Origin of the sequence: Methylibium sp. Root1272 (assembly GCF_001425905.1) — a bacterium.
GTDB lineage: Bacteria > Pseudomonadota > Gammaproteobacteria > Burkholderiales > Burkholderiaceae_C > Methylibium.
This window is the reverse complement of sequence record NZ_LMDY01000017.1, coordinates 224242-251232: the sequence shown is the minus strand read 5'-3', so window position 1 is coordinate 251232 and position 26991 is coordinate 224242. Positions and strand designations below refer to the sequence as shown.

General features: G+C 68.8%; 27 protein-coding genes. 3 read left to right on the top strand and 24 right to left on the bottom strand.

Annotated features, from left to right (window positions below):
- Window positions 1–111 precede the first annotated feature (111 nt).
- On the top strand, window positions 112–3150 hold the full coding sequence (locus ASC67_RS18250; protein WP_056325171.1) for an Rne/Rng family ribonuclease: 3039 nt from the start codon (window positions 112–114) through the stop codon (window positions 3148–3150).
- A gap of 92 nt (window positions 3151–3242) precedes the next feature.
- Here ASC67_RS18250 and nagZ read toward each other — a convergent pair whose 3' ends face one another.
- From nagZ to ASC67_RS18140, 22 genes are all read right to left on the bottom strand, one after another.
- Window positions 3243–4310, bottom strand: coding sequence for a beta-N-acetylhexosaminidase (gene nagZ / locus ASC67_RS18245; protein WP_056325168.1), 1068 nt, complete (start codon window positions 4308–4310; stop codon window positions 3243–3245).
- Window positions 4311–4709 (bottom strand): holo-ACP synthase, encoded by a 399-nt coding sequence (acpS, locus tag ASC67_RS18240; RefSeq protein WP_056325165.1) that lies wholly within the window; start codon window positions 4707–4709, stop codon window positions 4311–4313.
- 7 nt (window positions 4710–4716) lie between these two features.
- Window positions 4717–5511, bottom strand: coding sequence for a pyridoxine 5'-phosphate synthase (locus ASC67_RS18235; protein ID WP_056325162.1), 795 nt, complete (start codon window positions 5509–5511; stop codon window positions 4717–4719).
- 15 nt (window positions 5512–5526) lie between these two features.
- On the bottom strand, window positions 5527–6357 hold the full coding sequence (recO, locus tag ASC67_RS18230; RefSeq protein ID WP_235566379.1) for a DNA repair protein RecO: 831 nt from the start codon (window positions 6355–6357) through the stop codon (window positions 5527–5529).
- Window positions 6354–7292 carry a GTPase Era gene (era, locus tag ASC67_RS18225; protein ID WP_056325158.1) on the bottom strand — a complete coding sequence of 313 codons (939 nt, stop codon included), beginning with the start codon at window positions 7290–7292 and terminating at the stop codon, window positions 6354–6356. The genes recO and era overlap by 4 nt, the downstream gene beginning before the upstream one ends.
- Window positions 7289–7984, bottom strand: coding sequence for a ribonuclease III (gene rnc, locus ASC67_RS18220; RefSeq protein ID WP_056325359.1), 696 nt, complete (start codon window positions 7982–7984; stop codon window positions 7289–7291). The genes era and rnc overlap by 4 nt, the downstream gene beginning before the upstream one ends.
- A gap of 49 nt (window positions 7985–8033) precedes the next feature.
- Entirely contained in the window at window positions 8034–8423 is a 390-nt protein-coding gene (locus tag ASC67_RS18215) for a DUF4845 domain-containing protein (RefSeq protein WP_056325155.1), read from the bottom strand.
- 26 nt (window positions 8424–8449) lie between these two features.
- Window positions 8450–9418 (bottom strand): signal peptidase I, encoded by a 969-nt coding sequence (gene lepB, locus ASC67_RS18210; protein ID WP_056325151.1) that lies wholly within the window; start codon window positions 9416–9418, stop codon window positions 8450–8452.
- 7 nt (window positions 9419–9425) lie between these two features.
- The gene (gene lepA, locus ASC67_RS18205; protein ID WP_056325148.1) at window positions 9426–11240 is read right to left on the bottom strand and encodes a translation elongation factor 4; all 1815 of its coding nucleotides are present in this window, start codon (window positions 11238–11240) and stop codon (window positions 9426–9428) included.
- 548 nt (window positions 11241–11788) lie between these two features.
- Window positions 11789–13249, bottom strand: a complete 1461-nt coding sequence (locus tag ASC67_RS18200; RefSeq protein WP_404932893.1) for a DegQ family serine endoprotease — start codon at window positions 13247–13249, stop codon at window positions 11789–11791.
- 148 nt (window positions 13250–13397) lie between these two features.
- On the bottom strand, window positions 13398–14456 hold the full coding sequence (locus tag ASC67_RS18195; protein WP_235566378.1) for a MucB/RseB C-terminal domain-containing protein: 1059 nt from the start codon (window positions 14454–14456) through the stop codon (window positions 13398–13400).
- A gap of 2 nt (window positions 14457–14458) precedes the next feature.
- Window positions 14459–15103, bottom strand: a complete 645-nt coding sequence (locus tag ASC67_RS18190; protein ID WP_056325138.1) for a sigma-E factor negative regulatory protein — start codon at window positions 15101–15103, stop codon at window positions 14459–14461.
- A 35-nt stretch (window positions 15104–15138) separates the two neighbouring features.
- Window positions 15139–15759, bottom strand: coding sequence for an RNA polymerase sigma factor RpoE (rpoE, locus tag ASC67_RS18185; RefSeq protein ID WP_056325132.1), 621 nt, complete (start codon window positions 15757–15759; stop codon window positions 15139–15141).
- A gap of 3 nt (window positions 15760–15762) precedes the next feature.
- Entirely contained in the window at window positions 15763–16227 is a 465-nt protein-coding gene (locus ASC67_RS18180) for a hypothetical protein (protein WP_156466816.1), read from the bottom strand.
- 33 nt (window positions 16228–16260) lie between these two features.
- Complete coding sequence (gene fabF, locus ASC67_RS18175) at window positions 16261–17505, bottom strand: beta-ketoacyl-ACP synthase II (RefSeq protein ID WP_056325122.1); 1245 nt, start codon at window positions 17503–17505, stop codon at window positions 16261–16263.
- Window positions 17506–17542: 37 nt separating this feature from the next.
- Window positions 17543–17782: an acyl carrier protein gene (gene acpP, locus ASC67_RS18170; protein WP_011828239.1), complete on the bottom strand. Its 240-nt coding sequence runs from the start codon at window positions 17780–17782 to the stop codon at window positions 17543–17545.
- 117 nt (window positions 17783–17899) lie between these two features.
- Window positions 17900–18649 carry a 3-oxoacyl-ACP reductase FabG gene (gene fabG, locus ASC67_RS18165; protein WP_056325120.1) on the bottom strand — a complete coding sequence of 250 codons (750 nt, stop codon included), beginning with the start codon at window positions 18647–18649 and terminating at the stop codon, window positions 17900–17902.
- Window positions 18646–19584, bottom strand: a complete 939-nt coding sequence (gene fabD, locus ASC67_RS18160) for an ACP S-malonyltransferase (protein ID WP_056325117.1) — start codon at window positions 19582–19584, stop codon at window positions 18646–18648. Before fabD ends, fabG begins: the two co-directional genes overlap by 4 nt.
- A 53-nt stretch (window positions 19585–19637) precedes the next feature.
- Window positions 19638–20636 (bottom strand): beta-ketoacyl-ACP synthase III, encoded by a 999-nt coding sequence (locus tag ASC67_RS18155; RefSeq protein WP_056325114.1) that lies wholly within the window; start codon window positions 20634–20636, stop codon window positions 19638–19640.
- The gene (plsX, locus tag ASC67_RS18150; protein WP_056325111.1) at window positions 20633–21739 is read right to left on the bottom strand and encodes a phosphate acyltransferase PlsX; all 1107 of its coding nucleotides are present in this window, start codon (window positions 21737–21739) and stop codon (window positions 20633–20635) included. The genes ASC67_RS18155 and plsX overlap by 4 nt, the downstream gene beginning before the upstream one ends.
- 209 nt (window positions 21740–21948) lie before the next feature.
- The gene (gene rpmF / locus ASC67_RS18145; RefSeq protein ID WP_011828234.1) at window positions 21949–22131 is read right to left on the bottom strand and encodes a 50S ribosomal protein L32; all 183 of its coding nucleotides are present in this window, start codon (window positions 22129–22131) and stop codon (window positions 21949–21951) included.
- Window positions 22132–22318: 187 nt separating this feature from the next.
- The gene (locus tag ASC67_RS18140) at window positions 22319–22885 is read right to left on the bottom strand and encodes a DUF177 domain-containing protein (protein ID WP_056325107.1); all 567 of its coding nucleotides are present in this window, start codon (window positions 22883–22885) and stop codon (window positions 22319–22321) included.
- Window positions 22886–22924: 39 nt separating this feature from the next.
- Between ASC67_RS18140 and ASC67_RS18135 the strand changes: the two genes are divergently transcribed.
- Complete coding sequence (locus ASC67_RS18135; RefSeq protein ID WP_056325353.1) at window positions 22925–23536, top strand: Maf family nucleotide pyrophosphatase; 612 nt, start codon at window positions 22925–22927, stop codon at window positions 23534–23536.
- Window positions 23533–24300 carry an SAM-dependent methyltransferase gene (locus ASC67_RS18130; protein WP_056325102.1) on the top strand — a complete coding sequence of 256 codons (768 nt, stop codon included), beginning with the start codon at window positions 23533–23535 and terminating at the stop codon, window positions 24298–24300. Before ASC67_RS18135 ends, ASC67_RS18130 begins: the two co-directional genes overlap by 4 nt.
- 8 nt (window positions 24301–24308) lie before the next feature.
- On the opposite strand, the gene ASC67_RS18125 is transcribed toward ASC67_RS18130, so the two are convergent.
- Window positions 24309–25790: a DEAD/DEAH box helicase gene (locus ASC67_RS18125; protein ID WP_056325095.1), complete on the bottom strand. Its 1482-nt coding sequence runs from the start codon at window positions 25788–25790 to the stop codon at window positions 24309–24311.
- 27 nt (window positions 25791–25817) lie between these two features.
- Complete coding sequence (locus ASC67_RS18120; protein WP_056325092.1) at window positions 25818–26912, bottom strand: glycosyltransferase; 1095 nt, start codon at window positions 26910–26912, stop codon at window positions 25818–25820.
- Window positions 26913–26991 lie beyond the last annotated feature (79 nt).

Genomic DNA, 26991 nt, shown 5'->3' with positions numbered 1-26991 from the left:
CTTCCGGTTCCTCCACGCTGTTTCGTGCATCGATAGGCCGTGCCCGGTGACGGGACCGGTCGGATTCGTGTGCGGGCAGGCAAACCACGCCTCCCGCACGGAGGAGCGCACATGAAACGCATGCTGATCAATGCCACGCAACCGGAAGAACGGCGCCTGGCGATCGTCGACGGGCAGAAGCTGCTCGACTTCGAGACCGAGATCGAGGGGCGCGAACAGCGCAAGGGCAACATCTACAAGGCCGTCGTCACGCGCGTCGAGCCATCGCTGGAGGCCTGCTTCGTCGACTACGGCGAGGACCGCCACGGCTTCCTGCCGTTCAAGGAGATCTCCAAGCAGTTCTTCAAGGAAGGCGTGACCGTCCGCGATGCGAAGATCCAGGACGTGATCTCCAACGGCACCGAGCTGCTGGTGCAGGTCGAGAAGGAGGAGCGCGGCAACAAGGGCGCGGCGCTGACCACCTTCGTGAGCCTGGCCGGCCGCTACCTGGTGCTGATGCCCAACAACCCGCGCGGCGGCGGCGTGTCGCGCCGCATCGAGGGCGAGGACCGCGAGGAGCTCAAGGAGAACCTCGACCAGCTCGAGTACCCCAAGGGCATGAGCCTGATCGCCCGCACCGCCGGCATCGGCCGCAGCGCCCCCGAGCTGCAGTGGGACCTGAACTACATGCTCAAGCTGTGGAGCGCCATCGACGGCGCGGCCAAGGCGGGCAAGGGAGCCTTCCTGATCTACCAGGAGTCCTCGCTGGTGATCCGTGCGATCCGCGACTACTTCCACGCCGACATCGGCGAGATCCTGATCGACACCGACGACATCTACGAGCAGGCCCAGCAGTTCATGAACCACGTGATGCCGGAATCGGCCTCGCGGGTCAAGCGCTACAAGGACGACGCGCCGCTGTTCAGCCGCTTCCAGATCGAGCACCAGATCGAGACCGCGTTCTCGCGCACCGTGAACCTGCCCTCGGGCGGCGCGATCGTGATCGACCACACCGAGGCGCTGGTCTCGGTCGACGTGAACTCGGCGCGCTCGACGCGCGGCTCCGACATCGAGGAGACCGCGACGCGCACCAACCTCGAGGCCGCCGACGAGATCGCGCGCCAGATGCGGTTGCGCGACCTGGGCGGCCTGATCGTCGTCGACTTCATCGACATGGAGGAGAGCAAGAACCGCCGCGAGGTCGAGACCCGCCTGCGCGACGCGCTGCGCACCGACCGTGCGCGCGTGCAGTTCAGCTCGATCAGCAAGTTCGGCCTGCTCGAACTGAGCCGCCAGCGCCTGCGCCCGGCGCTCAGCGAAGGCAGCCACATCACCTGCCCGCGCTGCAACGGCACCGGCCACATCCGCGACACCGAGTCTTCCGCGCTGCAGATCCTGCGCATCATCCAGGAAGAGTCGATGAAGGAGAACACCGCCGCCGTGCACGTGCAGGTGCCGGTGGAAGTCACGTCCTTCCTGCTCAACGAGAAGCGCACCGAGATCACCAAGATCGAGCTGCGCCAGCGCACCACCGTGCTGCTGGTGCCGAACAAGCACCTCGAGACGCCGAACTACAAGCTCGAGCGCCTGCGCCACGACGACCCGCGGCTGGAGAACCTGCAGGCCAGCTACACGATGATCGAGGAGCCGGACGACGAGGTCGGCATCACCCGGCGCGAGAAGGCCAAGGCCAAGCAGGAGCCGGTGATCAAGGGCGTGCTGCCCGATCTGCCCGCCCCGGTGGCCGCGCCGAAGCCGGAACCGGTGGCCAAGGCCCCGGTGGCCGCGCCGCCGGTCGTGGCGGCACCGGTGCCTGCCAGTCGCGACGCCGGCGGCGGTGGATTCTTCGGCTGGTTGAAGAAGCTGTTCGGCGGCGAAGCGTCGCCGGCCGCCGCACCCGTGGTCAGACCCCCTGCCGTGCAACCGGCGAAGCCGGGCCGCGAAGGCGGACGCGATGGCAACCGTGACGGGGGCCGCGGTCGCCGGGGCGGACGCGATGGCCAACGCAGCGAGCGGGGCGAGGGCCGCCCGGGCGGCGAGCGCATCGAAGCCCGTGGTGAGCGTGGCGAGCGCAGTGAACGGGGCGAGGACCGCAACCGCCGCGGTGGTGGTGGTGGCGAACAACGCGACGGCCGAGGCCGCCGCAGCGAGCGCCCGGAAGGCGCTGCCGCCGAGACAACGGCCGGCCTGAGCGCCGAACGCCCGCCGCGCCGTGGCCCGCGTCCGGAATCGGCATCCACCTCGGCGGCCGAGGACCTGACGCTGCCGCTGGCCGCCGCCGAGGGCCTGGCCGCCAGCGCCGGCCCGGCCGCCGACGCCACCGAAGGCGCCGAGGGGGGTGAAGGCGCACGCCGCCGCCGCCGCCGCGGTGGTCGCGGTCGCGGTGAGCGCGACGAGGCCCGCAGCGACGCGCCCGAAGGTTCGATCGATGCCGCCGTCGTCGAGGGTGCGCCGAGCGCCGACGACGACACCCAGTCTCCGCGTGCCGAAGGCGACGCCACACCGGACGACGAAGTCACCGGCGAAGGCGGCGAACAGCGCCGCCGTCGCCGGGGTGGCCGCGGTCGCCGCGAGCGTGGCGAGGGCGACAGCGCTCCGGCCGCAGCAGCGCCGCTGAGCGACGAGGCAGGCGGCGATGACGCTCCGGTGTTGGCCAGCGCGGCCGAGACTGCACCGGAAGCCACCGTCAAGCCCTGGTGGGAAGCCGCCCCGACGGCCGAGCCCACGGCTGCGGCAGCGCCGGCCGTCGCGGCGCCCACGCCGCCGCAACCCACGGAAGTCGCATTGCAGGCGCTGGCCGACGTGGTGTCCAAGGCCCCTGTGGCCGCGCCGCCCGCCCTGGCGCCGGTCGCTGCACCGGTGGTGGCACCCGCGCCGGTCACGGTCGAACCGGTCGCCATCGCTGCGCCGCCTGCGGCTGCTGCCGCCCTGCCGCCCTACGCGCTGCCGATCGACGACCTCGCCGCCGTGGCCACCGGCGCCGGCCTGCAGTGGGTGAACTCCGACGCCGACAAGGTGCGCGCGGTGCAGCAGGCGATGGCCGATGCGCCGAAGCCGGTGCACGTGCCGCGCGAGCCGAAGCCGGTGGTCGCGGTCGACGACGGCCCGCTGGTGCTGGTGGAGACACGCAAGGACCTCGCGCAGATCAAGCTGCCTTTCGAAGGCCGCTGAGTCTCCCCGCCAGGGACAACGACAACGCCCCCGTGCCGCAAGGCCCGGGGGCGTTGTTCATGGCGCGGCCGTGTCGGCGCCGCGCCGGCGTCTCAAGGCAACTGGTCGAGCGCGCGCTGGTAGGGCGCGTGGTGCATCAGTTCGTCCCAGGGCAAAGGCGCCGTCTGCGGCAGCAGGTCGAGGCGACGCGCCTCGCTGTCGGCGCTGGCGTGCCAACGGCCGCGCTCGAGTGCCGTCGCCAGCCCGTCGATCAGTGCGTCGAGCGGTGCGCCACCGTCGAGCGACTGGTTGCACAGCAGCACCAGGTCGCAGCCGGCATTCAGCGCGGCGATGCCAGCCGCGGTGGGCGTGCCGGCCACGGTCGCGCCCTGCATGCTGAGATCGTCGCTGAAGATCGCGCCGGTGAAACCGAGTCGGCCGCGCAGGATGTCCTGCAGCCAGCGCGGCGAGAAGCCGGCCGGCAGCGCGTCGACCTTCGGGTAGATCACGTGCGCCGGCATCACGCTGGCGAGCGAGGTGGAGAGCCACTCGTAAGGCAGGGCGTCGTCGCCGAGGATCTGGCGCAGCGTGCGGCGATCGACCGGCACCTCGGTGTGCGAATCGGCCGCCACGTAGCCGTGCCCCGGGAAATGCTTGCCGCAACTCGCCATACCGGCCAGCAGCAGCCCGTGCATCAGGCTCTTGGCCAGCAGCGTGGCGACGCGCGGATCGCGGTGGAAGGCACGGTCGCCGATCACGCCGCTCGGGCCGTGGTCGAGGTCGAGCACGGGCGTGAAGCTGAAGTCGACGCCGCAGGCGCGCAACTCGGCGGCCAGCACGTAGCCGCAGGCGGTCGCGGCGTCGGTGGCGCGCATCGCACCGCTGCCCGGGCCGGCCTTGCCGTCATCCAGCCACAGCTCGCCCAGTGCGCGCATCGGCGGCAGATGGGTGAAGCCGTCGCTGCGGAAGCGCTGCACGCGCCCGCCTTCGTGGTCGACGCAGACCAGCACGTCGGGGCGCAGCGCCTTGATCTCCGCGGTGAGCGCGGTCAGCTGGGCGCGGTGCTGCCAGTTGCGGGCGAACAGGATCAGGCCGCCGACCAGCGGGTGCTGCAACCGGCGGCGGTCATCGGCGTCGAGCGCGGTGCCGGCGATGTCGAGAACGATGGGGGCGTGGTTCATCTAGGCTTCCTGTGTCTCGACCACGACGAAGCTCGCCGCGTAGTCGGTTTCGTCAGTGACGCTGACATGGGCGCGCAGGCCCTGAGCCTCGAACCATGCGGCCAGCGCGCCGTGCAGGCGGATCTCCGGCTTGCCGCTGCGCGCGTTGACGATCTCGCAGGCACGCCAGGTCATCGGCATGCGCATGCCCGTGCCGATCGCCTTCGAGAAAGCCTCCTTGGCCGAGAAGCGCGTGGCCAGGTAGCTGAGGCCTCGCGCTTCCACCTTGGCCAGGCGGTAGCGGAACACCTCGATCTCCTGCGGGCCCAGCACCTTCTCCGCGAAGCGCTCGCCGCGGCGTGCGTAGGTCTCGCGCAGACGGCGGATGTCGCAGATGTCGGTGCCGATCCCGAAGATCATGCCGGAGCTACGCGTGGGCGCGATGGATGCAGCGCAGGTAGTCGCGCACGGTCTCGGTCAGTCCCAGCTCCAGCGCGTCGGCGATCAGCGCGTGGCCGATCGACACCTCCTGCACACCGGGCACCGCCCGGAGAAAGGCGGTCAGGTTGTCGCGGTTCAGGTCGTGCCCGGCATTGAGCCCCAGGCCCACGGCCAGCGCGGCCTCCGCGGCCGCGGTGTAGCAGGCCAGCAGCGCGGCGTGCTGCGGCGTGCCGGCGCCTTCGGCATGCGAGCGCGCGTAGGCCTCGGTGTACAGCTCGACGCGATCGGCACCGATGAGCCGGGCCTGGGCCATCGCCTCGGGCAGCGGGTCCATGAACAGGCTGACGCGCACGCCGAGCGCATGGCACTCGTCGATCAGAGGCCTCAGCGCCTCGTTGTCCTCGGGCAGGCTCCAGCCGTGGTCGGAGGTGGACTGCTCGACGCTGTCGGGCACGAAGGTGGCCTGGTGCGGGCGCAGCTCGCGCACCAGGTCCATCAGGTTGTGGAAGGGATTGCCTTCGATGTTGTATTCGATGTGCGGATGGGCCTTCAGCATCGCCGCCAGGTCGTGCACGTCGTGGGTGCGGATGTGACGCTGGTCGGGCCGCGGGTGCACCGTGATGCCCTGGGCCCCGGCCTCGATCGCGAGCCGAGCCGCGTGCGTGACGCTCGGTATCGTGAGCGTGCGGGTGTTGCGCAGCAGCGCGACCTTGTTCAGGTTGACCGACAGCGCGGTGCTCGTGCCGTGGGAAGGGAGGCCGGAGGCGATCAGCGGATTCATCGAAATGTGAGCTCGTCAGCGGTCGAGGTTCTGCAGGTCCATCATCAACTGCCGTGTGCGCAGCACCGGCGTGGCCAGATGATAGTGAAGCAGGCTGCGCAGCATCGGCTTGAGGTCGGCCAGCACCGGCAGGCAGGCGCGCTGCAGCGCCGCCAGGTCATTGAGGTCGAGCGCGGCCTGCAGGGCCAGCCAGTCGGTCTGCGCCAGACTCGGCTCGCCCGACGCGGCGGCCACCAGACCGGACTCGGCCTTCAAGGCATGCCGAACGGCTCCGCCCAGCGGCTGCTGGGTCAGCGTGACACGGCCGAACTCGGGCAACAGGCCGATCTCGCGCAGCAGCACCAGTTCGAAGGCGCGCAGCGCCGCCTCGACCCGCGCATCGTCGCTAGCGCCCAGCGCCGGCAGCGTGTGCGCATAGGCGTCGAACAGCGTCGGGTGCGGATCCTGTCGGGCCAGCAGCTTCATCAACAGCTCGTTGAGATAGAAGCCGGTCAGCAGCGCCGCCCCGCCGAGCATCGCCGGGCCGCCGGCCCATTCGGCCGTCTTCAGCGGCTGCACCTCGCTGCCTTCGCCTTCTCCTTCACGAGCGCGGCGCACGCCGTAGGCCACGTTGAGCCGCTGGAACGGCAGCAGCACCGCGCGCAATTGCGAATAGGGCCGCTTCGCCCCCTTCGCCGCCACCGCCACGCGGCCCTGCTCGCGGGTGAACAGATCGAGGATCAGGCTGGACTCGCTCCAGTCGTAGCGGTGCAGCAGATAGGCCGGCTGCAGCGCCGGAGCCACGAGACGACCGCCGCGGGCGGCCTGCGGCGTGGCGCCCGAGGCACGCGACGCGGCAGCGCTCACTCGTAGCCGTAGCTCTTGAGGCGGGCCTCGTCGTCGGCCCAGCCGGAGCGGACCTTGACCCAGATCTCGAGGAAGACCTTGCCGCCCATCAGGCGCTCGAGCTCGACACGTGCGTCGGTGCCGATGCGCTTCAGTCGCTCGCCCTTGTCGCCGATCACCATGCCCTTGTGGGCCTCGCGCTCGACGATGATGGTGGCGGCGATGCGGCGCAGCGCGCCCTCTTCCTTGAACTCATCGATCACCACGGTCGAGGTGTAGGGCAGTTCGTCGCCGGTCAGCCGGAACAGCTTCTCGCGGATGATCTCGCTGGCGAGGAAGCGATCGCTGCGGTCGGTCAGCGCCTCCTCGTCGTAGAACCAAGGCTGCTCCGGCAGGTAGGGCTGGACGATCTTCAGCAGACGCCGCACGTCGTCGTCGCTGGTGGCCGCCAGCGGAACGAACTCGGCGAAGGGATGGCGCTCCTGCATGCTCTTGAGCCAGGGCGCAAGCTCGGCGCGGCGGCGGACCAGATCGAGCTTGTTCGCGATCAGCAGCGTCGGCTTGCCCGGCGGCACCAGCGACAGCACCTTGGCGTCGTCGAGCCCGAAGCGGCCGGCCTCGACGACGAACAGCACCACGTCCACGTCGCTCATCACCGACTGGACGGTCTTGTTCAGGTTGCGGTTGAGCGCGCCGGCGCCCTTGACGGTGTGACGGGTCTGGAAGCCGGGCGTGTCGACGAACACGAACTGGGCCTCGCCGGCGCTGCGGATGCCGGTGATGCGATGGCGCGTGGTCTGCGCCTTGCGCGAGGTGATGCTGACCTTCTGCCCGACCAGCGCATTGAGCAGGGTCGACTTGCCGACGTTGGGCCGACCGACGATCGCCACCAGGCCGCAGCGCTGCTCGGGCATGTCTCCGCCTGCGGCAGGGTCGGCGGTGGTGCTGTCGTTCATGGGCGCTCGGTTTCGTCGGACTTCAGTGTAGCCAGCGCGGCGCGGGCGGCCTCCTGCTCGGCCGCGCGCCGCGAGCGGCCTTCACCACGGATCTCGAGCGAGCGCGACGGGATGCTGCAGACCACGGTGAACATCTGCTCGTGCTGGCGTCCGCGCGTCGATTCGATGCGATACCCCGGCACCGGCTGGCGACGGGCCTGCAGCCATTCCTGCAGTTCGGTCTTGGGGTCGCGCGTCCAGGCCTCGGCCGCAGTGCTGGCGACCAGCGGCGTGAACAGGCGCTCGACCAGAGCCCGCGCCGGCGCGAAGCCGCCGTCGAGGTAGACCGCGGCGATCAAGGCCTCCACCGCGTCGGCCAGGATCGAGGGGCGCTGGCCCCCCCCGCTGCGCGCCTCGCCTTCGCTCAGGCGCAGCAGGGCCGGCAGGCCGAGATCCAGCGCGAGACGGTGCAGCATGTCCTCGCGCACCAGGTGGGCACGCACCCGGGTCAGGTCGCCCTCGCCGGACTGGCCGAAATGCTCGAACAGCAGGCCCGAGATAGCGGCCGAGAGCACCGCGTCGCCTAGGAATTCGAGCCGTTCGTTGTTATGGGCGCCGAAGCTCTTGTGGGTCAGCGCCCGGTCGAGCAGGGCGGCTTGCGCGAAGCGGTGCCCGAGGCGGGCCTGCAGCGCATCGAGAAGGCTGTCGTTCACGGCGTCGCCGACCGCGCCGCACGCCAACCGGCGGCGGCGCGGCGCAGCCTCACTGCGAGCGCCCCCGGTACTTGATGAGCAGGAAGACCGGCTCGATCAGTTCGAGCTCCTTGTCGTAGGCGAACTTCACCACGACCTTCTCGTTTTCCTTCGTGATCTCGAGGTCCTTGCCGCTGATCGAGGAGATCGAGTACTCGATGTCCTTCTGGCGGTCGAAGGCCGAACGGATCTCCGGCACGGTGCCTCCGCCCTCCTTGGCGACCTTGTTGACCGCGCGCTGGATGGTGAAGTACTCGTTCATAGTCGGCAGCACCTTCAGACCGACCAGCGCGACGCAGGCGATGATGATGGCCCAGAACAGCAGCCCGATCAGGGTGACGCCTCTCTGGGCGGGGCGTGCGCGGACCGCACCCGATGTTGCCGACGCTGCGAAGGCCATCGTTGTTCTCCTGGTGAAGCGCTGGCTCAATGGAAGGAGCCGATCCGCTTGAGGTTACCGAAATTCATCCAGACAAAGAAGGCCTTGCCGACGATGTTCTCGTTCGGCACGAAGCCCCAGTAACGCGAATCCTGAGAATTGTCCCGGTTGTCGCCCATCATGAAATAGTGACCCGGCGGCACCGTGCACACCACACCTTCGGCGCTGTAGCGGCAGTTGTCGCGGAAGTTCTGGAACTGCGGCATCGGGATCACGAAGCCGGGGCGGTCCTTGTCCGTCAGGATGCGGTGCTCTACGGCGCCGAGCTTCTCGCTGGCCTGCTGGGCGTAGCGCAGCGAGTCCTCGTCGTAGAACTCCGGCAGTGGCCGCGTTTCCACCGGCTGACCGTTGATCGACAGTTTCTTGTTCAGGTAGGCCACTTCATCGCCCGGCAGACCGACCACGCGCTTGATGTAATCGACGCCCGGCTCGACCGGGTAGCGAAACACCATCACGTCACCACGCTGGGGGTCATTGTTGGCGAGGATCTTCTTGTTGATCACCGGCAGCCTCACCCCATAGTGGAACTTGTTCACGAGGATGAGATCGCCGATCGCCAGCGTGGGGATCATCGAGCCGGACGGGATCTTGAACGGCTCGAACAGGAAGGACCGCAACAGGAAGACCGCCAGGATCACCGGGAACAGTCCGGCGGTCCAGTCCAGCCACCACGGCTGGGCCAGCACGCGCTCACGCGCCACTGTCACGTTGCCATCGACCTGCTGGATGCCCTGGCGCTGCAGTTCGCTGCGCCGCTGTGCATCCTGCGCCTCCAGCGCCGAGGCGGCTGCCACGCGCCGTGGCAGGAAGTGCAGGCGCTCGGCCAGCCAGTAGCCGAAGGTCGCCAGCGTCAGGATGAAGAGCAGCAGCGAGAAGTTGCCGCTCCAGGAGCCGAGATACCAACCGCCCAGGTAAACCGCGAGGGCGCCGTAGAGCAGCCCGGTCAATGCACTCATGAAGTGTTCAGTCGTCCACTTGGAGGATGGCCAGGAACGCTTCCTGCGGCACCTCGACGGAGCCGATCTGCTTCATGCGTTTCTTGCCAGCCTTCTGTTTTTCGAGCAGCTTGCGCTTGCGGCTGATATCGCCACCGTAGCATTTTGCCAGCACGTTCTTGCGCAATGCCTTGATGTTCTCCCGCGCGATGATGTTGGCGCCGATGGCCGCCTGGATGGCCACGTCGTACATCTGCCGCGAGATGATCTCGCGCATCTTGGCGACCACCGCACGGCCCCGGTACTGGCTCTGGCTGCGGTGCACGATGATCGACAGCGCATCGACCCGGTCGCCGTTGATCAGGATATCGACCTTCACGACGTCGGCAGCGCGGTATTCCTTGAACTCGTAGTCCATCGAGGCGTAGCCGCGCGACACCGACTTCAGCTTGTCGAAGAAGTCCAGCACGATCTCGGCGAGCGGCATCTCGTAGGTCAGCATGACCTGGCGGCCGTGATAGGCCATGTTGAGCTGCACGCCGCGCTTGAGGTTGGCCAGCGTCATCACCGGGCCGACGTAGTCCTGCGGCATGTACAGGTGGACGGTGACGATGGGCTCGCGGATCTCGGCGATCTTGCCGATCTCGGGCATCTTGGACGGGTTCTCGACCTCGATCACCTCGCCCGCCAGCCCACCGAGCTGGACCTGGTAGACGACGCTGGGCGCGGTGGTGATCAGGTCCTGGTCGAACTCGCGCTCCAGGCGCTCCTGCACGATCTCCATGTGCAGCAGGCCGAGGAAGCCGCAGCGGAAGCCGAAGCCGAGCGCCTGGCTCACCTCGGGCTCGTAGCGCAGCGACGAGTCGTTGAGCTTGAGCTTCTCCAGCGCGTCGCGCAGCTGGTCGTACTCGCTGGCCTCGGTGGGGTAGAGCCCGGCGAAGACCTGCGGCTGGATCTCCTTGAAGCCCGGCAGCGGCTCGCTGGCCGGCCCGGCGTTGTTGGGCAGCTTCTTCTCGAGCGTGAGGGTGTCGCCGACCTTGGCCGCCTGCAGCTCCTTGATGCCGGCGATCAGGAAGCCGACCTCGCCCGCCTTCAGTTGCTCGCGCGGCTCGGACTTCGGCGCGAAGACGCCCAACTGCTCCAACGGATAGACGGTGTCGGTGGCCATCATGCGGATGCGGTCGCCTTTGCGGAGCACGCCGTCGACCATGCGCACCAGCATCACGACACCCACATAGTTGTCGAACCACGAGTCGATGATCATCGCGCGCGGCGGTCCGTCAGGTTGGCCACGGGGAGCCGGCATGCGGGTGATCACCGCCTCGAGGATGTCGTCGATGCCTTCGCCGGTTTTCGCGGAGCAAGGGATGGCATGCTCGGCGTCGATGCCGATCACGTCCTCGATCTCGGACTTGGCGTTCTCAGGATCGGCCTGCGGCAGATCCATCTTGTTGAGCACCGGCACCACCTCGACACCCAGGTCGAGCGCGGTATAGCAGTTGGCCACCGTCTGCGCCTCGACGCCCTGGGAGGCATCGACCACCAACAGAGCGCCCTCGCAGGCCGACAGCGAACGACTGACCTCGTAGCTGAAGTCCACGTGCCCCGGCGTGTCGATCAGGTTGAGCTGGTAGACCTGCCCATCGCGCGCCTTGTAGTTCAAGGCCGCCGTCTGCGCCTTGATCGTGATGCCGCGCTCGCGCTCGATGTCCATCGAGTCCAGCACCTGCGCTTCCATCTCTCGATCGCTCAGACCACCGCAGCGCTGGATGATCCGGTCGGCCAGGGTGCTCTTGCCGTGATCGATGTGGGCAATGATCGAGAAATTGCGGATGTGGTCCATCTGACCTGTCGTCGTCGTACTGCGCTGCGCTTCAAGCGGGAGCTGCGACGGCGCTGCCGTTGCGTGGGGTGCTCATGTCGCGAAGCGGTGTGAAGGCACGGCGATCGCGCCGCACATAAAAAAAAGGCACGTCAAACCGGTGACGCGCCTTCCAACAAAAAACGTTTGGCAACTGCTTCGTTGGGCTTTCATTGTAGCCACATCAACCGCGCGGGAAACCGCGCCGTTGCTCGGTTTTGCGTCGTTGCAGCGTGCCAACAGAGAAATTAGTACACATGTTATCCACAATCGCCTGTGGGCGTCCTGTGGACGATCTTTGGCATTCTGACTATTGTTCCGAGCGATGCTTAAAGCGCCGAAATCTGGACGAATTCTAGCGGATTCGAGAGTCAATCGAAGATTCCGGAAGTGGGTGTGTGCACACACCCACTTCCGGAATGCTTGCGCATCTCCCGCAACTCGCAGAATCTTTTTCCAGCCGGCGGAAAACCAGACTGAGCGTCAGGGCGACGACTTGACGGCGCTGGCTCGCAGCCGCGCGGCTCGCTCTAGCGAGCGGCCGTCCGGATCAGTGCGTACTGCGCCCACTCCCCCCGCCTGAAAAGCACATTGATCGGCTTGCTCTTGTCGAGCTTGGCGATCACGGACTCGAACTGCTTCACGTCGACGATCTCGACATTGCCGACCGACAGGATCACATCGCCTTCGCGCAAGCCCGCCCGCGCCGCCGCGCCTTCGGTGGCCTCCACGCGCACGCCACCACGGAGCTTGAGCTCTCGCTTCTGCTCCTCGCTCAGGTTCGCCAGCGTCAGCCCCAGCGCTCCGGTGACGACGCTCGGCGTCGGCGTCTGCTTGCTCTCCGGCACCGCCGCCCGGCGGCCAGGCTCCGGCTCGAGTTCGGCGACGGTCACGCCGAGATCCCGCGAGTTGCCGCGGCGGAAGACCTGCAGGCTCGCCTTGCTGCCGGGTTTGGTTCCCCCCACCAGGCGCGGCAGGTCGCTCGATTTCTCCACCGGCTTGCCGTCGAAACGCGTGATGATGTCGCCCGCCTCGACACCCGCCTTGTCGGCCGGCCCACCGGCCTCGACCGAACGCACCAGGGCACCGGCGGCCTTGCCAAGGCCCAGCGATTCGGCCACGTCCTTCGTCACCTCGCCGATCTGCACGCCGATGCGGCCCCGCACCACGCGCCCACCGGCACGCAACTGGTCCGCTACGCGCGTGGCTTCGTCCATCGGGATGGCGAAGGAGATGCCCATGAAGCCGCCCGAGCGGCTGAGAATCTGCGAGTTGATGCCGACCACCTCGCCGCGCAGGTTGATCAGCGGGCCGCCGGAGTTGCCGGGATTGATGGCCACATCGGTCTGAATGAAGGGAACGAACTCGCCGGTGTCACGCGCCTTGGCACTGACGATGCCGGCCGTGACCGTGTTCTCCAGACCGAAGGGCGAGCCGATCGCCATGACCCATTCGCCGACCTTCAGCTTGCTGACGTCGCCGATCTTCACCGACGGCAGCCCCGTGGCCTCGATCTTGACCACGGCCACGTCGGTGCGCTTGTCGGCGCCGATGAGCTTGGCCTTGAACTCGCGCTTGTCCGTCAGCGTGACATAGACCTCGTCGGCCCCGTCCACCACGTGCGCATTGGTCATCACGTAGCCGTCGGTGGTGAAGATGAACCCGGAGCCCACACCGCGCTGCTGCTCTTCATCGGGCGCCTGCCGACGCGGATCCTGGCGCTGCCCGGGCAGCTGCCCCGGCGGCACGCCGAAGAAGCGGCGGAAGAATTCCTGCATCTCCTCGTCCATCTCCGGGCCGGCACCACCACCGCCGCGCTGGCCACCGCGGGCGCGCTCGGTGGTCCGGATGTTCACCACCGCCGGACCGACCTGCTCGACGAGGTCGGTGAAGTCGGGCAGGCCACGTGCCGCCGCCACGGCCGGCTGCGCATGGCTGGCATGCGGAGACATCAGCACGCCACCCAGCGTCGATGCGCCAGCGATGCTCATCGCCGTCACCCAGACCCAGGAACGCGCACGCCATGGCGAGCGCGACATCTCAGTTCTTGCTTCTTGCATCATCACCTCGTACCAACAGTCGATCAGGGAGCCATGGCCGCGGGACCCCGGGGCCCGGCGGGGTGAGATCGCGAAACCGTCAGCGGGGTTCCAAGGCCGCTGCGAATGCGCGCAGGGTCACGACGGGGACATCACCGATCACGGTAATCCACCATTCGCCGCGGCGCTTCACCAGGGTCTGCGTGGCGCCGAGCGACATCAGCATCTCCCGGCGGTGCAGGCGTGGCATGTAGGGCTCGATGAACACCGAGACGTAGGTGAGTCCGTCGGAATAGATGGCTTGCAGCACGGCAGGCGGCGCGAGCGGGAATTCGCCTTGCGCGACGGCAGGCTGGGGCTGCTCCACGCCGGAAACCGCCATCAAGCGCTTGACGCTGCTGACATGCCGGAAGCCCGGCGGCAGCGAATTCAGCAACCACCCTTCTCGCCCGATGTCGATTTCCTGCAGCGTCGGTCGCTCCACGCGGTAGCCTTCCAGCCGCTTCATCGGCTGCAGCACCGACTCCGGCCGAGGCTTCACGCCGATGGACACCTCGGAAAAGGCCGAGGTCTCCAGCACCACATCGCGTTCGTCGAACACCTCGGATCGCAGCAAGAGGCCGGAGCTGCGCTCGGCCCACAGGCGGTAGCCGAAGCGGTAGCCGTCCTTGGGTTGAAGCAGCAGCACGTTGGCTTCGTGCCCGGCCACGCGCCCGTCGCCCAGCGACTTCACGTCGTAGAACGGCACGATGCGGTCGGCGCCAGCCGACAGCAACAGGGGGAATTGCCCCACGGCCTGCCGCGTTTCCACCACCGCGACACGGCTGTGCGGCCACAGGCTGTGCACGAGATCGTTGTGGCGATAGACCTGACGGTGCTGACCATCGAGCGACTCGATGCGCTCGAACTGATTGCGCCCGTCGCAGAAGTGCACGATGCGCGAACTCGCCACCGAGCCGGCCGCCGTCACGACGAACGTCCCCTGGAAGTTGCGCTTCCCGGCCGCCTCATGGATGCGCGCCAGCCAGTAGCGCGCATCGCGCGCCTCGACCAGCGGATCGCCCCCGGGCTGAGCGCGGGTCGCGGTGGGCAACAACGCGGCCATCAGCACGACGGCCGGCATGGCGCGCCACCCCCGCGCGACGATGTTCTGCAGCATGTTCAGCGAGCAGCCGCCGTGGCGCCGTCGTAGGTCGCGCTGCGCAGGAACCCCGACGGCACGCTCAAGGCCGAGCTGCCACCGAACTGCTTGTGAGCGGCCAGGTACTGATCGAGGCGGGCATCGCGGATCAGCACACCGCTGGCCGGCTCGACCTGATCGGCAGGCGCGGCCAGGACGACCCGCTGGGGTGCCTCGGCCGGCACCACCGGTGCCTGCGCCAGCTGCGGCGCGTCCACCTGCGGCCCGGGCAGGCGGGTCACGGCCAGCGACCCGATCACGGCCAGGAAACCCGCCGCCACCGCGGCCGGCGTGGCCCAGCGGCGCAACCCCGCGCCGGCGGCTCGCTGCCTGGGCAAAGCGGCTGCGGCCTCTTCGGCCACCCGATCGGCCCGGGGCGCGAGCACGACCGGCTCCCGGTCGAGCTGCGTCCGCAGACGCTGCAGGAATGCCGCATCGCGGCCCAGGCCACTGAGCTCCTCGGAGCGCAGAACGTCACCGATCAACTGGTAGCTGTGCCAGCGTTCACGCAGGGCCGCCTCGTCGCGCCAGCGCGCGCTGAGCGACGCCGCCACGCGGGCATCGGCTTCGCCGTCAACCAGGGCCGAAAGGGCTTCGGCCCCCTGCAGGTTCTCGACATTGCTCATCTGAACACTCCATTGGCCCCTGGGCTCATCCACACTCACCAGCGCTCGCCGGAGCGCTGCTCCAGCATCGGCCGCAAACGCTCGGCGATCGCCTCGCGCGCCCGGAAAATGCGCGACCGCACCGTCCCGATCGGGCAATTCATCACGTCGGCGATCTCTTCGTAGCTCAGGCCTTCGATCTCGCGCAGCGTGATCGCCTGCCTCAGATCTTCGGACAGATCCTCGATCGCGGAGTTCACCGCGTTGGCGATCTGTTTCGATGCCAGCAAGGCGTCAGGCGTCTCGCCGTCGGTTAGTTCGTTCTCGACCCGGGAAGTTTCATCGCCGTCCTCGTCCCGGCCGGCCCGTGCCGATTCGGTCACGAGCAGGTCGCGCTTCAGGTCGCCGAGCGCCTTCTTGGCCGTGTTCACCGCGATGCGATACAGCCAGGTGTAGAAGGCGCTTTCTCCACGGAACTGCGGGATCGCCCGGTAGGCCCGGATGAAGGTCTCCTGGGCGATGTCCTGGACCAGATCGACGTCGCGCACCATCCGCCCGATCAGCCGCTCGATGCGACGCTGGTACTTGACGACCAGCATCTCGAAGGCGCGCACGTCGCCCTGCTTGACTCGGTCGACCAGCAGGGCGTCGCTGTCGGGGCTGTTCGGCTCAGCCACGGCTCAAGGACCTTCCGACGCGCCGGACGACGCTGCGGGCGAGTAGAGCGCACAGCGCAGCGCATGCCATTCGGCCGGATGCTCGCGGCGCCGCAACGCCAGCCATCGTGTGCAGGGTCCGGGCGCCGGGACCTCGAGGCCGTCCGCCCGAAAGCGCAGCAGCAACCAGCGATCCAGGTCGAGCGCCACCGCTACCTTGCCGACGCGCGGTTGCGCCGCATCCGCAGGCTCGGCCAGACACCAGTCGACGCCGTCCCATTTCAGATGCTGCGCGGAGGCCCGCCGATCTCGCCACAGCAGCCACGCCACGCCGGCCACGACCAGGCCCGTGACGGTCGCCGCGAGGCCGTCGCCGCGCTGCAGTGCCCACAGCGCCGTCACGCCCACGGCCAGCCCCGACAGGAGTCGCAGCATCGCTCGCGCCAGGCCCGGACACGCCGTCACCGCCACGGCGGGAGCCGCACGCATCGTTCAGGGAAATGCTCAGGGCCGGCACGCGCGTCAGACGCGCTTGAACACCAGCGTGCCGTTGGTGCCGCCGAAACCGAAGTTGTTCTTCACGGCGTGCTCGATCTTCATCTCGCGCGCAGTGTTCGCGCAGTAGTCCAGGTCGCACTCGGGATCCTGGTTGAAGATGTTGATCGTCGGCGGCGACACTTGGTCGCGGATCGCGAGCACGGTGAACACCGATTCGATGCCGCCCGCGCCGCCGAGCAGGTGACCGGTCATCGACTTGGTCGAATTGACCACCAGATTCTTCGCATGATCGCCGAAGGCCAGCTTGATCGCGTTGCTCTCGTTCAGATCGCCCAGCGGCGTCGAGGTGCCGTGCGCGTTCAGGTACTGCACCTGATCCGGCTTGATCCCCGCATTGCGCAAGGCAGCCTTCATCGCCCGCTTCGGGCCATCCACGTTGGGGGCCGTCATGTGGAAAGCGTCCGCGCCCATGCCGAAGCCGGCCAGTTCCGCATAGATTTGCGCGCCGCGGGCCTTGGCATGTTCGTACTCCTCGAGCACCATCACGCCAGCCCCTTCGCCGAGCACGAAGCCGTCGCGGTCGCGGTCCCAGGGGCGCGAGGCGGTGGCCGGGTCGTCGTTGCGAGTCGACAATGCCCGCGCTGCGGCGAAGCCGCCGATACCGAGCGGCGACACGGTCGACTCGGCACCGCCGGCAATCATCACGTCGGCATCGCCGGCCTCGATCATGCGTGCCGACTGGCCGATGCAATGCAGGCCGGTGGTGCAGGCGGTGACGATCGCGAGGTTCGGCCCGGTGAAGCCGCACTGGATCGACAGATGCCCCGAGATCATGTTGATGATCGAGGCCGGCACGAAGAACGGCGAGATCCGCCGCGCCCCGCGTGCCGCGTACTCCGCGTGCGTTTCCTCGATCATCGGCAGGCCGCCGATGCCCGAGCCGACCAGGCAGCCGATGCGCTCGGCCTGTTCCTCGTTCAACGCGTCGCCCGTGGGCAGCCCGGCATCCTTCACGGCCTGCAGCGACGCTGCGAGGCCGTAGTGGATGAAGGTATCCATGTGCCGAGCTTCCTTGGCGGGGATGTAATCCTCGATCTGGAAACCCTTCACCTCGCCGGCGATATGGCAGGCCAGCTTGGTGGCATCGAACTTGGTGACGGTGGCGATGCCGGACTGGCCGGCCACGAGCCGCGACCAGGACTCGTCCACCGTGTTGCCCAGGGGGGTGACGAGACCGAGCCCGGTCACCACGACGCGACGACGGCTCATGCGCTGAAAGGAGCGAGGGAAACGGAAACCGAGGCCGTCAGGCCTTGGCGTGACTCTTGGCGTAGTCGATCGCGAGCTGCACGGTCGTGATCTTCTCCGCCTCTTCATCGGGGATCTCGATGCTGAACTCGTCCTCGAGTGCCATCACCAGTTCCACGGTGTCCAGCGAATCCGCGCCCAGATCGGCGACGAAGGCTTTTTCATTGGTGACCTCGCCTTCGGCCACGCCGAGTTGCTCGGCGATGATCTTCTTGACGCGTGCTTCGATGTCGCTCATGACTCCTCCAAGGAGAGTTTGCAAAAACAGCCCGTGATTCTAGTTGCTCCGGCGTGACAGCTCCGGCGCAGCGGCGCGACCCCGGGGCGACGGGTCGCACCGCGCTCTGTTCAACACTCAGTTCATGAACATGCCGCCGTTGACGTGCAGTTCGGTGCCCGTGATGTAGCCGGCCTGTCTCGATGCCAGGAAGGCCACCGCATCGGCGATCTCCTCCGGCGCGCCCAGGCGCCCCAGCGGGATCTGCGCCAGCAGCGCGGCCTTCTGCGCCTCGGGCAGTCCGTCGGTCATGTCGGTCGCGATGAAACCCGGCGCCACGCAGTTGACCGTGATGCCCCGGCTGCCCAGTTCACGGGCCAGCGAGCGCGTCATGCCGGCGACGCCGGCCTTCGCCGCAGCGTAGTTGGCCTGGCCCGGATTGCCGCTCGCTCCCACCACCGAGGTGATGTTGACGATGCGGCCGTAGCGCTGCTTCATCATCGGCCGGATCACCGCCCGGCTGGCGCGGAACACGGCCTTCAGGTTGGTATCGAGCACCGCGTCCCAATCGTCGTCCTTCATGCGCATCGACAGCGTGTCGCGCGTGATGCCGGCGTTGTTGACCAGCACGTGCAGGCCGCCGTCCTGCTTGACGATGGCGTCGACCGCCGCCTCGAGCGCCGCGCCGTCGTTCACGTTCAGCACCAGCCCGCGCCCGCCGTGGGGGGCCAGCGCCGTGCCGATCGCCACCGCGCCGGACTCGCTGGTCGCCGTGCCAACGACCTTGAAGCCGTGCTCGGCCAGCGTGGTTGCGATCGCGCGGCCGATGCCGCGGCTCGCGCCCGTCACCAGGGCCACCTGCGTCGTCACCGAAGCGTCCGCGCTCATGCCAGAGCTCCTTTCGTCTCGGCCAGGCTGGACGGATCGAAGATGTTCAGCGCGGCCAGTTCGGCATCGACCCGTTTCACCAGACCGGCCAGCACCTTGCCCGGGCCACACTCCACGACGGTGGTCACGCCGCGGGCCTTGAGCGCCTGCACGGTTTCCACCCAGCGCACCGGGCCGAAGGCCTGGCGGTAGAGCGCGTCGCGGATGGCCGCCGGCTCGGACTCGACGGCGACGTCGATGTTGTTCAGCACCGGGATGGCCGGTACGGCCAGCGCCACGGCGACAAGACGCTGACGCAGGCGCTCGGCGGCAGGCTTCATCAGGCTCGAATGGAACGGCGCCGACACCGCCAGCGGGAGCGCCCGCTTGGCGCCGGCGGCCTTCAGCAGCTCGCAGGCCTTGTCGACGGCGAGCTTGCTGCCGGAGATCACGGTCTGCTTCGGGTCGTTGTAGTTGGCCGCCTGCACCGACTCGCCGGTCGCCGCCTCGGCCTCAGCGCATCCCGCGCGCACCGCCTCGGCATCCAGCCCGAGGATGGCGGCCATGGCGCCGGCACCGACCGGCACCGCGTCCTGCATCGCCTGGGCCCGCAGGCGAACCAGCGGCACCGCGTCGGCCAGGCTCAGCACGCCGGCTGCGACCAGCGCGCTGTACTCCCCGAGCGAGTGGCCGGCCACCACCGCCGGCGGCCGGCCGGTCTCGGCCAGCCAGGCGCGGTAGCAGGCAATGCTGGCCGCCAACATGACCGGCTGGGTGTTGGCGGTGAGGTCCAGCGCCTCCTTCGGGCCCGACCGGATCAGCGCGGCCAGGTCCTCGCCGAGCGCCTGCGAAGCCTCGGCCAGGGTCTCGCCCACGACCGGGTGATCGCCCCAGGCATCGAGCATGCCGACGGACTGCGAGCCCTGGCCGGGAAAGACAAATGCGAATGCGGACATCGAGAACTTCCCAATCTTCTTGTTTCTTCGCGCCCGGGCAGGCCCGGCAGCGATCACAGGTCGAGCAGCACCGCGCCCCAGGTGAAGCCGCCACCCACGCCCTCGAGCATCACCGTGTCGCCCGGCTTGACCTGGCCGCGGCGCACCGCGTGGTCCAGCGCCAGCGGCACCGAGGCGGCCGACGTGTTGCCATGTTCGTCGACGGTCACGACCAGCTTCTCCAGCGGCAGCTTCAGCTTCTTGGCCGTGCCCTGCATGATGCGGATGTTGGCCTGGTGCGGAATCAGCCAGTCGACGTCGCTCTCCTGGCGGCCGGCCTTGGCCAGTACCGCGCGCGCCGCTTCGTCGAGCACCCGGACGGCGAGCTTGAACACTGCCTGTCCGTCCATCTTCAGCAGCGGATCGCCGGTGACGTGGCCGCCGGCGACCGTGCCCGGTACGCACAGGATGCCTACGTGGCTGCCGTCGGCATGCAGTTCGGTGGCGAGGATGCCCGGCGTGTCGCTGGCTTCCAGCACCACGGCGCCGGCACCGTCACCGAACAGCACGCAGGTGGTGCGATCCTTGAAATCGAGGATGCGGGAGAACACCTCGGAGCCGATCACCAGCGCCCGGTTCGCCGCACCGGTGCGGATCATCGAGTCGGCCACCGCGAGCGCGTACACGAAGCCGGAGCACACCGCCTGCAGGTCGAAGGCCGGGCAGCCTGCGGCACCCAGCTTGTGCTGAACGATGCACGCCGTCGACGGGAAGATCATGTCCGGCGTCGACGTCGCCACGATGATCAGGTCGATCTCGCCGGCCTGCCGACCCGCGGCCTCGAGCGCATGGCGCGCCGCCTCGACGGCCAGGTCGCTGCAGGCCACGTCGGCGGCCGCGAAATGGCGCGCGCGGATACCGGTGCGCTCGACGATCCATTCATCGGAAGTCTCGACGCCGCTCTGGGCCAGCTCGGCGGCGAGCTGGTCGTTGGTCAGGCGACGCGGCGGCAGGTAGCTGCCGGTGCCGGTGATGCGCGCGTAGCGAGGAAGGGAAGGGGCGGATTGGGTCATGCGGCTTCGGGCACCGGACCGGCCGGCGCGCCCGCATCGGCCGGCAAGGCCTGGAGGGTCGCGCTGATGCGGTCGTGGACCCGATCGAGCAGTCGGTTTCGCGCGGCATCATAAGCCCGGTTCAGTGCCTGCTCGAAAGCAAAGGCATCGGCCGAACCGTGGCTCTTGAACACCAGCCCGCGCAGGCCGAGCAACGCCGCGCCGTTGTAGCGGCGGTGATCGACCCGGTTCTTGAAGTGCCTGAGCACCGGCAACGCCACCAGGGCCGCCAGCTTGCTGTACCAGGTGCGGGTGAACTCCTGGCGGATGAAGCTCGACAGCATCGAGGCCAGGCCTTCGGCCGTCTTCAGCGCGACGTTGCCGACGAAGCCGTCGCACACGACGATGTCGGTACGGCCGGTGAAGATGTCGTTGCCCTCGACGTTGCCGACGAAGTTGAGCTGGCCGCCGGCGGCGGCGGCGCGCAGCAGTTCGCCGGCGCGCTTGATGGTCTCGCTGCCCTTGATCGCCTCTTCGCCGATGTTGAGCAGGCCGACGCTCGGGTTCGCCTTGCCCTCGACCGCGGCCACCAGCGCGCTACCCATCACCGCGAACTGCAGCAGGTGCTCGGCGGTGCAGTCGACGTTGGCGCCGAGGTCCAGCACGGTGGTGTGGCCGTCGAGCTGGTTCGGCATCACCGTGGCGATCGCCGGACGGTCGATGCCGTCGAGCGTCTTGAGCACGTAGCGCGCCACCGCCATCAGCGCCCCGGTGTTGCCCGCCGAGACGCAGGCCTGCGCCGCCGCCACGCCGTCGACCGGCTTGACCTGGCTGATCGCAACGCGCAAGGACGAATCGCGCTTGCGCCGCAGCGCCACCTCGACGGGATCGTCCATCTCGACCACCTCGCTCGCCGGCACCAGGGTGCAGCGCTCCCACTTGGCCGCCGGGGCCAGCGCCTCGGGGCGCCCGACGAGCAGCAGCTCGGCGCCGGGGTGGGCCGCCAGGAAAGCCTGACAGGCCGGCAGCGTGACCGACGGGCCGTGGTCGCCGCCCATGCAGTCGACGGCCAGGCGCACCGTGGCAGACCGAGCCTCGGCAGCAGAAGCGAGCGGGGCGTTCATGGTGTCGACGGGGCGGAAGCGGGTCTTGGCCGTATCACAGGCGACACGCTAAGCCTTGCGCGGAACGGTGGCAAGCGACGCGCGAGGCCGCGCCTGCACGTTGCCGCCGAACCAACGACAACGCCCGGCCGCCTTCAGTCAGGCATGCCGGGCGCGTTGCGAAGCTGGATGACGCTGCCCGGCCGCACGAGGCACCGGGCCGCACCGATTCAGGCATCCGCCTTGGTCTTCAGCACCTTGCGGCCGCGGTAGAAACCGGTCGCGCTGATGTGGTGGCGCAGGTGGGTTTCACCGGTGGTCGGCTCGATCGCCAGGCCCGGGGTGTTCAGGGCGTTGTGCGAGCGGTGCATGCCGCGCTTCGACGGGGACTTCTTGTTCTGTTGAACGGCCATGAGGGGCTCCTGGGTCTTGCGTGCCCGGCGGTCGGGCCGCCGGGCGCTGCCGTGGCACCTCCGGATCGACCGGAGCACCTTGGCGGATGGTCCATGCCGGAGCGCCATGCGCCGGCAGCTTTCATGTCGGGCAATCCCGGCAGAAATATAAAACAGCCCGCGAGTATACCCGGAACGCCGGCCCGGGTCAGTGGCCGGCCTTGCGCGTCTTGAGTGCCTGGAGCACGGCGAACGGGTTTTCCTTCGCGGGCTCCTCCATGGATTCAGCGGCCAGCACGTCGCCGGGAACGACCAGCGGCTCGGGACAACGTTCGTGCCGCGGCACCACCGGCAGCGACAGCAGGAACTCGTCCTCGACGAGTTCACGCAGGTCCAGCGCACGGGTCAGTTCGAGCACGTCGTCCTCGCTTTCGGCATCGAGGGCCGCGGCGGCGTTCTCGGTCGCCACGAACCGGAACCATCGGTCGCAGTGCAGCGGGACCTCGACCGGCGCCAGGCACCGTTGGCACTGGAGCCGAAGCGTGGTCCGGGCCTGCAGATGCATCCAGATCTCCGGGCTGCTGCCGGCGCGTTGGCGCTGTTCGCCACGGGCCGACCACCCGACTTCGTCGCCGGCGGCCGGCGGTGCATCGGCATGGGCGCTCGCCGCCAGGCGCGTCAGCGACATCAACGGCCAGGCGCCCGACAAGCTGGCGCCCTCGGCCGCCAGGCTGGCGACGTTCAGTCGCAAGGGGTTCTGTTCACTCGGCTTCATCGCGCCCGGAGTTTATGCGCCGCCCCGACAATGGCGCCCATGCCCTCCGCCTTGCCGCCCCCTCGCCTGATCCTCGGATCGACCTCGCGCTACCGGCGCGAACTGCTGGCGCGCCTGCGCGTGCCCTTCGAGGTGGACGGACCGCGCGTCGACGAGACACCGCTTGCCGGCGAAACCCCTGTCGCGCTGGCCGAACGACTGGCGCTCGCCAAGGCGCGCGAGGTGGCGGCACGCCATGCCGACGCGGTCGTGATCGGCTCCGACCAGGTGGCCGACCTCGACGGCACGCCGGTCGGCAAGCCGGGCCATCACGAACGCGCCGTCGAACAACTGCGCTCGATGAGCGGGCGCACCGTCGTGTTCCAGACCGCGCTGGCGGTGGTGCGCCCGGCCACCGGCTTCGAGCGCCTGCTGCGCGTGCCGGTGACGGTGCGCTTCAGGACGCTGGGCGATGCCGAGATCGAGGCCTACCTGCGCGCCGAGCAGCCCTACGACTGCGCCGGCAGCGCCAAGTCGGAAGGCCTGGGGATCGCGCTGCTCGACGCGATCGAGTCCGACGACCCGACCGCGCTGGTCGGCCTGCCGCTGATCGCCACCGCCCGGCTGCTGCGTGAGGCCGGGCTCGACGTGCTGTTGTGGGGCCGCGGATGAAGGGTCGGCTGATCCTGGTCCCGAACACCCTGGACCTCGGGACGCTGGCCGGCGATGCGCCCCCGCCCGATCTGCGCCAGGTGTTGCCGCAAGGCGTGATCGACACGGCGGCCCGGCTGCGGCACTGGGTGTGCGAGAACGCCAAGTCGACCCGCGCCTTCCTGAAGCGGGTGGACGCCATCACGCCGCTGGCGCAGCCGCTGCAGGCGCTCGAGATCCGTGAGCTGCCGCGTCCGCCGAAGGGCCGCCAAGCGGCCGAGCCGGCCGACCTGCGTGCCCTGCTGGCACCGGCGCTCGACGGTCACGACATCGGGCTGATCAGCGAAGCCGGTCTGCCGGCCGTCGCCGACCCCGGCGCCGCGCTGGTGGCGGCGGCCCATGCGCTCGACGTGAGCGTGCAGCCCCTGCCCGGCCCGAACTCGCTGCTGCTGGCACTCGCCGCAAGCGGCCTGAACGGTCAGAGCTTCGCCTTCGTCGGCTATGTGCCGCAGGAGGCCAGTGCACAGGCACAACGCGTGAAGGAGCTGGAAGCGCTGTCGCGCCGCCTCGGCCAGACGCAGCTGATGATCGAGACGCCGTACCGCAATGGCGCGCTGCTGCGGGCGCTGCTCGGCGCGCTCGCGCCGGAAACCTGGCTCAGCGTGAGCTGCGGACTGACGCTGTCGGGCGGCTGGACCCGCAGCGCGAGGGTGGCGCAGTGGCGTCAGCGCCCCGTGGAGCTGCCGGCCGACGTGCCGGCCGTGTTCGCCCTGCTGGCCGGCTGATCGCCGCCTTACTTGCCGCCCAGCAAGGATGCCACGCGTTTCTTGGCCTTGATGTAGCGCGACAGCCCGCCGGTGGGCGTCGAGGCCTGGGCGGCCGACTTCTCCCACACCGGCTCGATGCCGGCCTGGGCTTCGTAGGGTTTGCTGAAGAACGGGTCGGATGGTGCCGCCGGGGCGTGGCGCCGGGGCGCCGGGGCCGGGCGATCACCGGCGGGGGCGGCGCTGCTCCGGCGTCCGTCGTCCTCGCGCGCGCTGTCTCGCTCGCCCTCGTCGCGCCGCGGCGCACGGCGAGGACGGTCGTCCTCGATCTCGAGCGCCTCGATGTCGAGCTTCTTCTTGATCAGCTTCTCGATGTCGGACACCAACCGGGCGTCGTCGCGCGACACCAGCGTGATCGCCAGACCCGAGGCCCCGGCGCGGCCCGTGCGGCCGATGCGGTGCACGTAGTCCTCGGCATTGAAGGGCACGTCGAAATTGAACACCGCCGGCAGGTCGGCGATGTCGAGGCCGCGCGCCGCCACGTCGGTGGCCACCAGCAGATCCACCTCGCCGGCCTTGAATGAGGCCAGGGCCTTCAGGCGCTCGTCCTGCGACTTGTCGCCGTGCAGGGCCTGGGTGCGCAGGCCGTCACGCTCGAAGGCGCGCGCCAGGCGCGCCGCGCCCAGCTTGGAATTGACGAAGACGATGCTCTGCGTGATGGCACGCGTGCGCAGCAGCTGCTTCACGGCGTTGCGCTTGTCGTCGTCCTCGACGCGGTAGAACCGCTGCTCGACCGTCGACGCGGTGGCATTGGGTCGCGCCGTCTCGACCAGGATCGGGTCCTGCAGATAGCTGTTGGCCAGCTTCTTGATCTCGGGCGAGAAGGTGGCCGAGAACAGGAGCGTCTGCCGGGTCTTGGGCAGGTAGCTCAAGATGCGCTGCAGGTCAGGCAGGAAACCGATGTCGAGCATGCGGTCGGCCTCGTCGAGCACCACGTACTCGACCTGGCTGAGCGAGCAGTTCTTGGCCTCGATGTGGTCGAGCAGCCGCCCCGGCGTGGCGATCAGCACCTCGACGCCCCGCTTGAGCTCGGCCGTCTGCGGCTTCATGTCGATGCCGCCGAACACGACCGTAGCGCGCAGCTGCGTGTGCTTGGAGTAAGTCTTGACGCTGTTGGCGACCTGGTCCGCCAGTTCACGCGTCGGAGCCAGCACGAGGGCCCGCACCGGGTGGCGGGCCGGCGAGGTGCTGCTGCTCTCGTGCTTGAGCATCTTCTGCAGCAGCGGCAGCGAGAAGGCAGCCGTCTTGCCGGTGCCGGTCTGCGCGGCGCCCATGACGTCGCGGCCGGCCAGCACGAGTGGGATCGCCTTGGCCTGGATCGGCGTCATGAGCAGATAACCGGAGTCGGCCACCGCGCGCAGCAGCTTCGGATCGAGCGCGAGCGTGTCGAAACGGGCGGGCGGCGCCTCGGCCGGCAGGGCCGGTGACGCCATCGTGAGATCGTCTTGCATTGGCCGACATTATCGGCCAGCCGCGTTTCAGCGTCTCAGGACCAGCCAGCGTGGGGCCTTGAAGCGCACGATCATCCCGTACAACACGGTATAGGACAGACCGAACAACAGGATGAAGATGCCCAGGATCTGCGAGTTGTCCCAGAACAGCACGCTGGGCGCCACCGCCAGCATGCACAGCAGCCACAGATAGGGCGCGGTCATCGAATTGCGGCGCGTGAGCGCAGCCGCATCGCGGCTGCCCACGGCCCAGCGCAGCAGGCGCCGGTAGATCAGGCTGTGCAGGTGCACGCCGTCGGGGATGCCCACGCCACGCCCCCGGACCACCCGGCGCCGGTACATCGAGAACAGCGTCTCGAACACCGGGTAGATGGCCATCAGCAGCGGGAACAGCGGGGAGACCTGCGGATTGCGATGCAGCAGCAGGATGCTGAGCTCGGACAGATAGAAACCCAGGAAATAGGCCCCGCCGTCGCCCAGGAAGATCAGCCCGGCCGGGTAGTTCCAGACGAAGAAGCCCAGCACGGCCCCGGCACCGGCCAGCGCCAGCAGCGCGATCGTGCTGTCTCCCACCTGATTGGCCACGTAGGTGATGGCCAGCAGCATCATCATCACGCACATCGACGCCAGCCCGTTGAAGCCGTCGATGATGTTGATGGCGTTTGCGATGCCCGTCACGGTGAAGATCGCAAGAAAGGCGGCGCCGAGCGTGTAGGACGCGATCCAGTCCAACCCCCACAGGTCCGTGCGCGTGATCGTCGCCCCGAGCAGCAGCACACCCAGCAGCGCCGCCGCCGCTGTCGCAAGCAGCCGCCAGGCGGCCGAGACGCGCTTGGTCACGTCCTCGGCCAGGCCCGCTGCGAAGGCGGGCACGCCGCACAGCAGCAGCCAGACGGCGTAGTGCGCGGGTTCGCCGCCACGCATCCACCACAGCAAGGCGGCCGTGAACACCAGTCCTCCGACGATGCCGATCCCGCCCACCCTCGGCACGGAGCGCGCATGGAATTTCTGCGGGCCGCTCAGGTCGGGATCGGCAGAGAACCGGGCGTGCGTGCGATTCGAACGGACGACCAGCAGGGTCAGGATGGCCGACACGGCAAGCGCGCAGAGAAACAGAAGCATCGAGGCAGTTTACCGAGCGCGGTCGGCCGGACGCCGCGAGGCGCACCGCTATAGTGAGACCGCGGTACCTCCTCATCAT